Annotated in this window: 9 protein-coding genes; 3 read left to right on the top strand and 6 right to left on the bottom strand. The window is 42.7% G+C overall.

Annotation, left to right across the window (positions count from 1 at the left end; all coding sequences use genetic code 11):
- Nucleotides 1–13: 13 nt before the first annotated feature.
- Together BFS30_RS18545 and BFS30_RS18540 are read left to right on the top strand one after the other, a co-directional pair.
- Nucleotides 14–3169 carry an efflux RND transporter permease subunit gene (locus tag BFS30_RS18545; protein ID WP_069380654.1) on the top strand — a complete coding sequence of 1052 codons (3156 nt, stop codon included), beginning with the start codon at nucleotides 14–16 and terminating at the stop codon, nucleotides 3167–3169.
- A gap of 2 nt (nucleotides 3170–3171) precedes the next feature.
- Nucleotides 3172–4590, top strand: coding sequence for an efflux transporter outer membrane subunit (locus BFS30_RS18540; protein WP_069380653.1), 1419 nt, complete (start codon nucleotides 3172–3174; stop codon nucleotides 4588–4590).
- Between the two features lie 76 nt (nucleotides 4591–4666).
- Here BFS30_RS18540 and BFS30_RS18535 read toward each other — a convergent pair whose 3' ends face one another.
- A complete protein-coding gene (locus tag BFS30_RS18535) occupies nucleotides 4667–7024 on the bottom strand; it encodes a PAS domain S-box protein (protein WP_069380652.1) in 2358 nt (785 codons plus the stop codon).
- Nucleotides 7025–7122: 98 nt separating this feature from the next.
- Here BFS30_RS18535 and BFS30_RS18530 point away from each other — a divergent pair, with 98 nt between their 5' ends.
- Complete coding sequence (locus BFS30_RS18530) at nucleotides 7123–7989, top strand: aldose 1-epimerase family protein (RefSeq protein WP_069380651.1); 867 nt, start codon at nucleotides 7123–7125, stop codon at nucleotides 7987–7989.
- On the opposite strand, the gene BFS30_RS18525 is transcribed toward BFS30_RS18530, so the two are convergent.
- The 5 genes from BFS30_RS18525 to BFS30_RS18505 form a co-directional block, all read right to left on the bottom strand.
- Complete coding sequence (locus BFS30_RS18525; RefSeq protein ID WP_069380650.1) at nucleotides 7990–9186, bottom strand: GAF domain-containing sensor histidine kinase; 1197 nt, start codon at nucleotides 9184–9186, stop codon at nucleotides 7990–7992.
- A 146-nt stretch (nucleotides 9187–9332) separates the two neighbouring features.
- The gene (locus BFS30_RS18520; RefSeq protein WP_069380649.1) at nucleotides 9333–10172 is read right to left on the bottom strand and encodes an SDR family NAD(P)-dependent oxidoreductase; all 840 of its coding nucleotides are present in this window, start codon (nucleotides 10170–10172) and stop codon (nucleotides 9333–9335) included.
- An 82-nt stretch (nucleotides 10173–10254) separates the two neighbouring features.
- The gene (locus tag BFS30_RS18515; protein ID WP_069380648.1) at nucleotides 10255–11157 is read right to left on the bottom strand and encodes a helix-turn-helix domain-containing protein; all 903 of its coding nucleotides are present in this window, start codon (nucleotides 11155–11157) and stop codon (nucleotides 10255–10257) included.
- Between the two features lie 37 nt (nucleotides 11158–11194).
- Nucleotides 11195–12103: an NAD(P)/FAD-dependent oxidoreductase gene (locus tag BFS30_RS18510; RefSeq protein WP_069380647.1), complete on the bottom strand. Its 909-nt coding sequence runs from the start codon at nucleotides 12101–12103 to the stop codon at nucleotides 11195–11197.
- Nucleotides 12104–12200: 97 nt separating this feature from the next.
- Nucleotides 12201–13019: a DUF4249 domain-containing protein gene (locus BFS30_RS18505; RefSeq protein WP_237028604.1), complete on the bottom strand. Its 819-nt coding sequence runs from the start codon at nucleotides 13017–13019 to the stop codon at nucleotides 12201–12203.

The following is a 13019-nucleotide window of genomic DNA, read 5'->3' as shown; positions in this document are numbered from 1 at the left end:
ATACGAAATCAACATGTTACAATCTATTATAAGAAGGCCGGTATTGGCTACGGTAATCTCCATCCTGCTTGTCCTGCTGGGGATTGTTGGCCTTACCCGACTTCCAATTACCCAATTTCCCGACATTGCCCCTCCCACGGTAATGGTTTCAGGGAGTTATCCGGGAGGAAACAGTGAGGCGGTAGTCCGTTCCGTAATTACCCCTTTAGAGGAATCGATCAATGGGGTGGAAAATATGGATTATATGAAATCTTCCGCCAGTAACGATGGTTCCTTCTCTATTTCTATTGTCTTTAAACAAGGCACCAATCCTGATCAGGCTGCGGTAAACGTACAGAACAGGGTTTCACAGATCAACAGTCAGATGCCTGCAGAGGTATTGCTGGCGGGGATCAGTACTTCAAAACAGCAGAACAGTAATGTGATGTACTTCAATATTTACAGCGAAGACAGAGCGAAGTACGACGAGAAGTTCCTGCAAAACTACACCAAGATCAACCTTGTTCCTGAGCTGAAAAGGATTCAGGGTGTGGGCCAGGTACAGATTTTTGGTTCCAAAGATTACTCCATGAGGGTTTGGTTGAACCCGCAGAAAATGTCGGCCAATAACCTGACTCCGTCAGAAGTAACAGCAGCCATTAATGATCAGAGTCTGGAAACTGCTCCGGGAAAATTTGGTGAAGAATCTAAAGAAGCAATTGAATATGTGGTAAAATATAAAGGGAAGTTAAACCTTCCTGAACAATATGAAAACCTGATTATTAAATCCAATCCTGATGGTGGTGTCCTTCGTTTAAAGGATGTGGCCAGAATTGAGTTTGGCGCAGCAAGTTATAGCAGTGATTCCAAAATGGATGGTAAAGATGCGGTGACCTTAGGGATCCTTCAGGCCAGTGGTTCCAATGCAAACGAAATTGAAATTCAGGTACGTAAAGCATTGATCAGGGCAGAAAAAGAATTTCCAAAAGGGATAAAATATGATATTCTGCAAAGTACTAAAGAAAGACTGGATGAATCCATCAGTCAGGTAAAAACAACCCTGATTGAAGCTTTCGTGCTCGTATTTATTGTGGTATTTATATTCCTTCAGGATTTCAGGTCTACTTTAATCCCGGCCATTGCGGTTCCGGTAGCGATTATCGGTACCTTCTTTTTTCTTCAGATGATCGGTTTTACCGTGAACGTACTGACCCTGTTTGCCTTGGTACTCGCCATCGGAATTGTGGTCGATGATGCGATTGTGGTGGTGGAAGCCGTCCATGCCAAGATGGAAGGAACACATATGACGGCCCGGGAGGCCACCTATTCTGCGATGAGTGAGATTACCGGAGCAATTGTATCCATTACCCTGGTCATGGCAGCAGTATTCCTCCCCATCGGATTCATGGAAGGCTCATCAGGAATATTCTATAAACAGTTTGCCTTTACCCTGGCGATTGCGATTTTGATCTCTGCAGTAAACGCATTGACTTTAAGTCCGGCTTTATGTGCCTTATTCCTGAAAAACAACCATGCGGAAAAGGCAGGTAAAAAAGAAGGATTCTCTAAAAGGTTCTTCAATGCATTCAATACTTCATTCAACAGAATGACAGACAAGTATATCGGCAGCCTGAAATTCCTGATCAGGTTTAAGTGGTTGAGTCTGGCTGCATTGGCTTTGGTTACCGGTCTTACCTTCTGGATGATGAACAATACCCCCAAAGGATTTGTTCCGAATGAAGACGATAGTTTCATCATTTATTCCTTAACCATGCCTTCAGGTACGGGTTTAGACCGGACAACAAAATTCATCAAACGTGTCGATTCTACGTTGAGAACATTTGACGCGGTGAAAAACGTAACGAGTGTATCCGGTTTTAACATCATGAGTAACGCATCGAGTCCTGCTTATGGTTTAGGTTTCAGTAAACTGAAAGCGCCTAAGGAAAGAGGTGAAGTTCAGGATATGGATGGGGTAATTAACCTCATCAATGCCAAAATGGCAACCTTAAAAGAAGGAACCGTAAGTGTATTCAGAATGCCTCCTGTTGCAGGTTATGGTGCAATTGGTGGTGCTGAATTCGTATTACAGGACAGAACTGGTGGTAGCCTGGAGAAATTCAGCGGTGTAGCCAATGGTATTGTCGGCCAGTTGTTTGGACTGGATGGTATTGCCGTGGCTTTTACTACTTTCAAAGCGGATTATCCGCAGTTTGAACTGGAAGTAAATGATGAAAAAGCCAAACAGCTGGGTGTAAGCGTCAGAGAATTACTCAATACCATTCAGGTGTATTATGGTGGCGCACAAGCCTCAGACTTTAACCGTTTTGGTAAATATTACCGGGTAAATGTGAAGGCTGATGGAATGTACAGAACCGATAAAGAATCCCTGAACATGGTATTTGTTAAAAATAATCAGGGCAAAATGGTTCCGGCAAGTGAGCTGGTGGCTGTAAAAAGAGTATATGGTCCGGAATCTGTGGACCGCTACAACCTGTTCAACTCCATTACGGTGAATGCAATTGCCAAACCGGGAGTCAGCAATGGTAAAATCATGGAGCAGATTGAAACCCTGCTGTCTGAAAGACTACCTAACGGATACAGCTATGAGTGGAACGGCCTTTCCAGAGAAGAGAAATCTTCAGGTTCTCAAACCCTTTTCATCTTAAGTTTGAGTCTGTTGTTTGTTTACTTCCTTCTGGCTGCGCAGTATGAAAGTTATATTTTGCCATTGGCCGTTATGCTTTCTATTCCTACCGGACTGTTGGGCGTATTTGTTGCCATCAAGATTGCAGGTATAGACAACAACATTTATGTACAGGTAGGATTGATCATGCTCATCGGATTATTGGCAAAGAATGCCATTCTGATTATTGAGTTTGCCTTGCAACGCCGGAAAGAGGGCATGGATCTGATTCCTGCTGCTTTAGAAGGATCCAGACTTCGTCTGAGACCGATCCTGATGACTTCCCTGGCCTTCGTTGCGGGTATGATCCCGCTGATGATTGCCACAGGTGGTTCCGCAATGGGGAACCGCTCGATCAGTACTGGTGCTGCCGGCGGGATGCTTGCAGGGGTAGTGCTCGGACTGTTTATCATTCCTGTATTATTTGTAGTCTTCCAGTCCCTACAGGAAAAAGTAACCGGAAAACCGGTAGTTGAAACAAATGACGACGTCAAATCACATTAACAATGAATCATTTACATAAATTATATACCATTACCGCCTTAGCCATCCTGATTTCAGGATGCAAGGTCGGTAAGGAATATGTCCGACCGGACATGAATCTTCCACAGCAATTCAGATCTGAAGAGGCCAAAACAGATTCCAGCAGTGTCGCGGCATTGAGTACCAAAGTTTTTTTTAACGATACGGAGTTACAATCACTGATCGACAGTGCAAATGCGAAAAACTTTGACCTGCTGATTGCCCTGAAGAACATTGAAAGCGCGGATCAGACGCTTCGTGAGGCAAAAGTAAACTTCCTGCCGGAACTGGGCTTAAATATCCAGGCAAATTCCAGTACACCTTCGAAAAACAGCTTAAATGGCTTGAGCATCGGTCAGTTTATCGGTTCAAGGTCAGTACAGGATTACAATGCGGCTTTAAACCTTTCCTGGGAAATCGGTTTCTTTGGTAAGTTAAAAGGAATGAAAGCAAAAGCTTTATCGGAATACCTTCAGACACGTGAAGCTTCAAAAGCGATCCGCAGCAAACTGGTATCCGGAGTAGCTACAGGTTATTACAACCTGTTGATGCTGGATGAGCAATTACAGATCGCCAACAGAACGCTTGCCCTGAACGACAGCACCTTAAGAATGACAAAACTGCAATGGGACGCAGGTTTAACAACCATACTGGCGGTTCAACAGGCAGAAGCGCAGAAACTAAGCTCCGCACAGCTGGTTCCTTCCCTGCAACAAAGCATCAGCATTCAGGAAAATGCGCTGAGCCTGCTGACAGGAACCCTTCCTTCTTCCATCAACCGGATAAAGAAACTGAATGACATCGCTCCTGCAGCGCAAATGCTTACCGGATATCCCGTGGCTTTACTGAACAACCGTCCGGATGTAAAAGCAAGTGAATATGCGCTTCGTGCCAGCAACGAATCTGTTGGCATTGCACAGGCAAGCCTATACCCATCGCTCAACATTACAGCAAACGGCGGACTGAACTCCTTCAAAGCCAGCAACTGGTTTAATATCCCCGGTTCCTTATTTGGAATGGTGGCAGGATCAGTTACACAACCCATCTTTCAACGCAGAAAGCTGAAAACAGCTTTTGAAATTGCAAAGGTAGAAAGAGAAAAGTCTGTTTTACAATTCAGACAAACGGTGCTTACTGCGGTGACCGAAGTTTCGGATGCATTAGCAAAATCAGCCCGCTTAAAAGAACAGGTTGCCATTGCTGAAACCCGGGTAAATACCCTCCGTTCGGCCATAAAAAATGCGAATATGCTTTTCGGAAGCGGCATGGCAACCTATCTCGAAGTGATCCTTGCACAAGGAAATCTATTGCAAAGCGAATTGGAGCTAAGCAATTTGAAACGTCAGCGTTTAGGTGCAGACGTAGAACTTTATACTGCTTTGGGAGGCGGTATTAACGAATAAACCAAGATCTTCCCCCTATATTTCTATTTGTTTATCAGCACTGCGGAGGCATTCCCACCTCCGCAGTATGATGAACTTACCTGAAGTAGATCTTAAAAGTTGTTCCTACCCCAACTTCACTCTCTACCGTTACCCTTCCCCCCATGGCATCAATCTGATTCTTCGAGATGAACAGTCCGACACCCCTGGAATCCGGATTCCCATTAAAAGTTTTGTACATTCCGAACAATTCATCACCGTGTTTTTCCAGGTTCAGCCCGATTCCATTATCAGAAATTTGCAGTACCAGTCTATCTTCATGACGACAGCTTAGTTCAATCACAGGCAGCCTATCGTCATGACTGTACCGGATGGCATTGAAAATAAAATTCAGCAGGATACTCTCCAGATAAGCCGGATTATAATTGACAACAATATCCTCAGTAACCTTATTGATAACGGTAACCTGCTTCAATACAATCTGATCATGCAGAATATTCAGTGTTTTATCAATATATCTTTTCAGATTAAGCGGCTCAACGATAATGTTAATATTCGTCTGTATATTAACCACTTCATTTAAATTCAGTAATGTTTCATTTAAGGCATCAGACACCTTTTTCAACAGCTGAATCATCTCAGTCCGTTCTTCCTCAGCATCCGTAGTTTCAATCAAAGAAGCAATCGACTGGATATTACTGCTATGGGAACGCAGGTTATGAGACACGATATAGGAAAAATTCAACAAGCGCTTATTTTGCTCATTTACGAGATCAAAAGAATGATTCAGGTCTCTTTCTGCCTGTTTGTTCTTAGTAATATCAATCATGATTCCCCGGAGCAATACTGCTTTGCCCTCTTCCACAATCACGTTGACAATATCCCTTAACCAAACGACATCCCCTCCCTTTGCAATCATCCGGTATTCAAAATCATGCTGCTCCATTTTTCTTGTACAGGTGATGCAATATTTGACTGCCCAATCGCGGTCTTCAGGATGTACATGGTCTGCCCAGAATGTTGGCGAGGACAACCATTCTTCAGCGGTATAACCCAGAATATCTTCTGATTTCTTACTGATGAAATTAAAATCAAAAGTAACCGGATCTGCCTCCCATACAATTCCATCTATGGTATTGATTAAAGACTCCAAACGATGTTGATACTCTTCGGCAATCTGTTCTGCTTCAATTCTCCCGGTCACATCTTCAACAACGGTAATATGGGTAGTGGGTTCAGCACCTGCCTTCCATAATGGGGTTATCATTAAATTTACCCAGACCACCTGTCCATCTTTGCGGTAATATCTTTTCAGCAATTCAAACTCCCTGATTAGTCCCGCCCTCATTTGCTGGAAATATCGCAAATCTTCCTTTAAATCGTCCGGGTGAGTCAGGGCCTGAAAAGTGGTCTGACGCAATTCTTCCTCAGTATATCCCAGTATTTTACAAAGCTTACTGTTGATCCTTAAAAAAGTACCGGTATTGGAATCAATTTCCATAATACCGATTGCAGCCTGATCAAATATCGTTTTAAACTTAACTTCATTTTCTATTAATCTGGATGCCTGGTGATGAACCAGTAATTGTAACTCTGCAGGCTTCTTAAATACGAGGTAAACCAAAAAGCCAGTCAGTGCGGCTAGTAAGACGCTAAATATCGCCGGAAAAATTATTTTCAGATAAGGTTTATAAGCAGTCGCAACCATTACATACAGCTTCCAGTCTCCATCAGGAAAGTCTATGGTTTCATAGGCAGATTTCGAAAAACCTGGGTGTATTGGTAGAAAAAATTCCTCTTTACCACTTACCGGATTTACTTTTGACAATTGAAACTGAAACCTGTTGTTCATCTGCTCGTGTACTCCTGCCTGTTTAAGAAACACATCCAGCTTAATCACTACCGCAGAGAAGCCCCAAAACTTATTGTCAAAAAACAAAGGCATCCGGCCCACAATTCCCATTCCTCCCTGCTGAAGCGCTATTGGACCAGCAAAATACATCTTCCTGGATTCTACAGCCTTTTGCGCCTCGATAGAAATACTTTTTGAGTGCCTGAACACATCCATGTTGAGCGCAGGCTCATTCCCTTTCAGCGGATAGATATATTTGATAATACCATTGGGTACCAGCTGAACTGAGGATAACGTACGGTTAGAATTCAGCAGCTGTGAGGCTACCGTATCAAAGTTTTTCGGAACACCGTTCCCATTAATGGTAAGCCCAAGGGTCAGTGCAGCAGTATAGCTATTTTTCAGAGATTGATCTACATTCTGCTTCACTGTGCTTAATATCCTGGACATTTCCAGTCTTTTATCTTCCATAACCAGCCGGTATCTCTGGTTGGCAACAAAAAGAATGATGGCGGTTAGCAGCAGAAATACGATAATTCCTACAACTTTAGGTCTTCTGAATAAAATGCTTGTTGTGGATGATAATTTCTTTTCTATACTCATTTTTTCCCAGGCAGGATTTAAATATAGTAAAAAATGGTTGACAAAGCTGTGACAAATAGCCAATTGATTTTTCAATTTAATTTCTACTTTTATCCATTATGATTTCCTTAGAAAACCAGTACCTGCGCGCTTCCTTCTCCTCTAAAGGCGGAGAATTACAAAGTTTAAAAAGTAAAAAAACAGAGCTGGAATACCTTTGGAGTGGCAATCCGGATTACTGGGGTAAATTTAGTCCGATATTGTTTCCTATCGTGGGTGGCTTAAAAAACAACACCTATTATTTTAAGAATAAAGCTTATACCCTGCCCCGTCATGGCTTTGCCAGAGACCGGGTATTTGAAGCAGAACAGATCAGTGAAACAGAACTACTCTTTACGCTGGAACACGACGAAGAGAGTCTGAAAGTGTACCCTTTTGAATTTCGTCTGGGCTTACGTTACCAGCTTTCAGCAGATCAGCTGATTTGCAGCTATGAGGTACTTAATACAGGAGATCAGAAGTTATGGTTTTCTATAGGTGGCCACCCAGCATTCGCAGTCCCTTTAAAAGAAGAGTTATCCTATCATGATTATTATCTTCAGTTTAACAAAGACCATCAGCTCATTTCCAACAAGATCAATCAGGACCTGATAGACGATGAAACAAAAATGACAGAACTGGAGAATGGAAAACTGAGACTGGAGCATGACTTATTCTATGAGGATGCCCTGGTATTTAAAAATCTGAAAAGCGATGCTATTGCAGTCCGGAGCAAACAGGATCCGCATGGACTTGAATTTCAGTTTAAGGATTTTCCTTTCTTTGGAATATGGGCGGCTAAAGATGCCAATTTCGTATGCCTGGAGCCTTGGTGTGGCATTGCAGATGGGATTCATACCAAACAAAACCTGGAAGAAAAGGAAGGGATTCTTTCTTTAAATCCGAAAGAAAACTGGAAGCGACAGTGGCAGGTAACCTGCTTCTAGTTAGCTCCTTGTAGGCAGTTCAACAATAAACTTACAGCCTTTGCCCTGCCCTTCACTTTCTGCTGAGATCGTACCTTCATGTGCTTCAACGAGCACTTTTACGATGGAAAGGCCAAGGCCTGTTGAATTTTCTCCACCGGTAGGCTGTGCGCTTAAACGGGTAAACCGTTGGTATAGCTTACTTTTATCTTCAGTAGTCAGGCCCAGGCCTTCATCTTCTACCTCGATTATCACTTTATGATCAGCTGTTTCTTTGACACGTACAAAGATATTGGTGCCCATTGGTGAATACTTGATGGCATTGTTTACCAGATTATCCACGATTTCTGTTAGCTTTCCTTCATCAGCACTCACGTAAAGGTCCTTTTCATAGCTAAAGTGCAGCGTCTGGTTTTTTCTTTCCGCTAAAGGGAGATTCATAGAAACTACATTGCTGACTAAAAATGAAGCATTGACCCTGATTAACAGCAAATGAATTTTTCCTGCTTCTATGCTTCCAACCTGCAGCAACTCATCAATGATCCGAACCATATTTAAGCTGGCAATTTTAATCTGATCACATAGCGTGTCTACCATCTCCGGATTGTCTTTCTTCATCTTGATCAGATCGGCACGGACAGGGATGGTGGTCAATGGATTTTTAAGGTCATGGGCAGTGGTATTTAAAATCTGGTTATGCTGGGCGATACTGGTCCTGGAAGCCAGTCTCAGTTCAATCTGATCCATTACAATGTCCCTCAGGTCTTTTAAAATCTGTGCTTCCTCCTGGTTCAACGTCCGTGTTTCTTTGTCCATCACACAAAAAGTACCCAGGTTAAAACCATCTTTAGTCCGCAGGGGGGCTGCAGCATAAAACCTAAGTCCTAAAGCGCCTGCAACGAGTGGGTGGTTTGATGTTCTGGGATCAGCTGCTGCATCTTCGACCTGATAAAATTCATCAGACCAAATTGCAGAAGCACAAAGCCCTTCTTCGCGATCTATCTGCTGGACATCCACTCCATATTTCGACTTAAACCAGATCCGGTCAGTATCTACCAGACTCACAATGGCAATGGGTACTTTCAGCAGGCTCGCTGCTAACCTGGTTAACCGGTCAAAGGAGCCATCCGGTGGCGTATCCAGAATCGCATACCTTTTCAGGGCTTTAATTCTTTCTTCTTCTGAGGAGATAATATCCTGATCTATTTGAGTCGCCATTGAGATTGTCATTGTGATATAAAGTTAAGAATGTTCCCTCTGAAAACAAACTACCCAGACTTTATACCGAGAATATGACTAAAGATAAAGATTTATTACCACAAAAAAGGCCGTCATCTGACGGCCTTTTTTATTTTGTTTTTAATCTAAAAACCGGTGTTAACGGTGATCTGTTTCTGTTCTTCAAGATCCTGCTTAACCTGATTAATCTTAACATTTGCAAATTCATAAGCATCGGCACCCAGAAACAAATGTAAAGGAGGCTTTTCTGCCCCTGCAACCTGAATCAGTGCATCAGCTGCCTTTTCAGGATCTCCAGCCTGATTACCATTAATGCTATTCTGATGTGCATGTTCATTTGCCCTTACTTCCTGATAGGCCTCAATTTGATTTTTCGGTACGATCAAAGAATCCGGAGAAAGAAAACTGGTCCTGAAATATCCGGGATAAACTACAGTCACGTTTACGCCAAAAGGCGCTGCCTCAGCGGCAAGTGATTCGGAAAAACCCGCTACCGCAAACTTGGTTGCGCAGTAGATGCCAAATCCGGGAAAGCCGCCTGTATAACCACCGATAGAGGCGATGTTAAAGATATGACCTGCATGTTTCGCTCTAAAATGAGGCATCACCTTTCTGATGACATTTAAAGAACCAAATACATTCACGTCAAAGTTAGCCCTCGCCTCTTCATCACTTAGCTCTTCCAGGCTTCCGGTTAGCCCATATCCTGCGTTATTTACAACGACATCTATTTTACCAAACTTAGCGATGCTGGCATCAATTGCTTCGCCGATACTTTCTTCATTTTTAAGGTCTGCCACCAGTGGGAGAAAATTCGCGGTATCATTAGCTACTGCACCTGTTAACTCCTTGAGTTTCCTTGTTGTTGCGGCCACTTTAAAGCCCTCTTTTAACAGTTGTTTTACCAGGCTTAACCCTAATCCCTTAGAAGCACCTGTTACAAACCATACTTTTTGATTGTCCATAATTTCAGCGTTTTTATGGAAACAAAATTACCGGACAGCGGGCATTAAAGGTTTATATCTATCAAACCAATTATTGTAAAATTCAAACATTCCTGAATTGAGAAGGGTTGAGCCGGGTATGTTTTTTAAAATAGTTGTTAAAATGGGCAGATTCTTCAAATCCAAGACAATAGCCAATTTCCGTAATATTCCAGTCGGTATGTTTCAGCAGGGCTTTGGCTTCGGCCACAATGCGCTCGGTGATGTGCATCGTAGTTGTTTTTCCTGTGGTTTCTTTAATGGCCCTGTTGAGGTGATTTACATGGATAGAAAGTTGTTGTGCAAAATCTGTTGCGGAACGCATGGTAAAACGTTGCTGCAGGCGTTCTATAGGAAACTGGCGTTCCAGCAATTCGGTAAACACCGAAGTAATTCTGGAATTGGCATCCGGGTGTTGATACAGGGTTTCTGCCGGCTGTATTTTCAACGCAAAGTGAATCAGCTCCATCACATAGTTTCTGATCAGGTCATATTTATAAATATAATCTGCATCAAGCTCTTCCATCATTTTCAGAAAGAGTGTAGTTACCTGCCTGTCCTGCTCTTCATTTAAGGAAAAGGAAGGTTTAGCACCCAATGCAAACATGGGCAGGTCCGTTAAACTGCCCCGGATCTTTTCTGTAAAAAAAGCATCGGTAAAAATGCAGAAGTAGCCCGATCCTTCTTCATTTAAGCATTCCCAGGTATAAGGAACTTTTGGATTGAAAAACATCAGGGTAGAACCGCTGATCTCTACGCTTTTATCGGCATAATGGTAGATATTCCGTCCTCTCATCAGGCAGACTTTATAAAAATCCCGTCTGCTGTATTTTACGGGAGCGGCATTTGGCCCCAGGTGCTTATCCAGGTTAAAGACGTTAAAATGTCCTATGCCTTCCTGAAGATTTTCAGGAAGCCAATTGAACTTTTCGCGGTAAAAATCTTCAAGGCTCTCTGTTTTTGACATGAGCCAAAGTTACACAATTCAAACCATTTACAAGGAATTACCAGCTGTCCGCAATCAGGTCATAATTTATTGCTGCACCAGAACGCATTCCCGCAGCAACCGCAATTGCTATCGCCCTTCCACTACTGGTATTATCCCCCGCAGCATAGATGCCCGCAACACTGGTATGCTGCATTTCATCCACCTGCAGATACCCCTGCTCATTTAATGTGCAACCCAGATCTGCAGGGACATCGGTATGCTGATCAAAAGGAATTCTGGCATACATTACTTTAAATGCATGTTCTTGTCCGTCGGACAATACCAGCGTATTCAATTGTCCGACGGTGTGCAGCAAATGACTGACCGGAGTTTCTATCCATTTTATCCCATGTTTTGTCAACTGCTCCTGTTGTTCTTCATCCAGAGTTATCGGACCATTGGTAAACAAAACCAATTCCTTTGTCCAGTTGCTCAGTACCTGAGCAAAATGAAGTGCATCATGACCATTGGCCAGCAGGGCGGTTTTCTGACGACTGACTTCATAGCCATGACAATACGGGCAATGGATAACTGAAATTCCCCAACAGGCAGCAAAACCTTCCATATCCGGCATCCTGTCTTTAATACCAGTTGCAAATAAGAGCTTTTTGGCAATCAGTACCTGACCTGATTCTGTCTGGAGCTCGAAATGACCATCAATTTTCTTTCCGGAAAGAACCTTATCGTTCAGGAATGAGACCGTTGGATATTTTAAAACCTGCTCTTTTGCTATTTTTGTTATTTCTGCCGGAGTTTCTCCATCCTGGGTAATGAAGTTATGTGAATGAGGGGTCTGGGCATTACAAGGTCTGCCGCTGTCAATAATCAGTACATTCCGCATCGCGCGACCTAGAGTCATCGCTGCGGAAAGACCGGCAAAACTTCCACCAATAATGATGACCTCCCGGGTATTTTTATCTTCCATTCTTTTAATTTTATGATTGAGTCATAAAAATAAGAAGGATTCACTATAATGCAACTAAATTGCATTAATAAAACTTAAGCCTGACAAACCTGAACCACTATTTGATCACTGCCGTTCTGGAACTTGAAGTATGCGCATTGAATACACCTAAGGCACCATTACTGAAATTAGATGGTGGATTTGCGGGAGCTACCGGTGGCCCTCCTTCTCCTGAATTTTGTCCGAGGCTATAAAAATAGCGGTATACCTCTTTATCAACGCACTGAAATTCAACATTGACGCTATCTCCTTTAATCAGGTCATCCAGCTCATAAAAAATAACGTTGGCCACTTTGTTCCCGTCATTAAAACGGTCTTCACTAACGGCGTCTTCTTCAATCACTCCCTTGGCCTTGAGGATATAACGATATTGATTGGGAATGCCTGCAGGATCGGAAAAATTGGCAACGATATAGCTGTTATTTTCACCAAAAAAGTTGAATGTTTTGAATGTCAGTGAATCCAGCGTAACCCTTGCCGGCATAATGGAACTCGCCTTATAGGTTTTCCCTTCAAAAGTGACTGTCAGCTCATACCTGATTCCGGATTTCCCCTTGAACTTGGGGCTTTGATAAATTCCTGGCGACACTTCCACAAATACTATCGGATTTTCTCCATTTGCGGTCAGCACTACCACTGCTCCCGTTACCCCGTTAAACTTATTCGGCTCAGTGAAACTGTACGTTTTAGAAATTCTGATTTTATGGTTTACATTCAGGTCACTGATTCCCCCATCAATCACAATAACTGGCTCCGCCTCATCCAGTTTAAGGTCAATAACTTTCTCACAGGAGGTAAAAACAGATAAAACAACAAGTACCAGCACTGAACTGATATGTTTTTTTAAATTCCCTATTTTCATATATTCTTTTATCAT

The sequence above is a fragment of the Pedobacter steynii genome, from assembly GCF_001721645.1.
GTDB lineage: Bacteria > Bacteroidota > Bacteroidia > Sphingobacteriales > Sphingobacteriaceae > Pedobacter > Pedobacter steynii_A.
This window is presented reverse-complemented; position numbering and strand designations above follow the sequence as displayed.

Coding starts and splice junctions, on each gene's coding strand:
- BFS30_RS18545 (WP_069380654.1), top strand. CDS start 14: ATGTTACAATCTATTATAAGAAGGCCGGTATTGGCTACGGTAATCTCC.
- BFS30_RS18540 (WP_069380653.1), top strand. CDS start 3,172: ATGAATCATTTACATAAATTATATACCATTACCGCCTTAGCCATCCTG.
- BFS30_RS18535 (WP_069380652.1), bottom strand. CDS start 7,024: ATGAGTATAGAAAAGAAATTATCATCCACAACAAGCATTTTATTCAGA.
- BFS30_RS18530 (WP_069380651.1), top strand. CDS start 7,123: ATGATTTCCTTAGAAAACCAGTACCTGCGCGCTTCCTTCTCCTCTAAA.
- BFS30_RS18525 (WP_069380650.1), bottom strand. CDS start 9,186: ATGGCGACTCAAATAGATCAGGATATTATCTCCTCAGAAGAAGAAAGA.
- BFS30_RS18520 (WP_069380649.1), bottom strand. CDS start 10,172: ATGGACAATCAAAAAGTATGGTTTGTAACAGGTGCTTCTAAGGGATTA.
- BFS30_RS18515 (WP_069380648.1), bottom strand. CDS start 11,157: ATGTCAAAAACAGAGAGCCTTGAAGATTTTTACCGCGAAAAGTTCAAT.
- BFS30_RS18510 (WP_069380647.1), bottom strand. CDS start 12,103: ATGGAAGATAAAAATACCCGGGAGGTCATCATTATTGGTGGAAGTTTT.
- BFS30_RS18505 (WP_237028604.1), bottom strand. CDS start 13,019: ATGATAAAAGAATATATGAAAATAGGGAATTTAAAAAAACATATCAGT.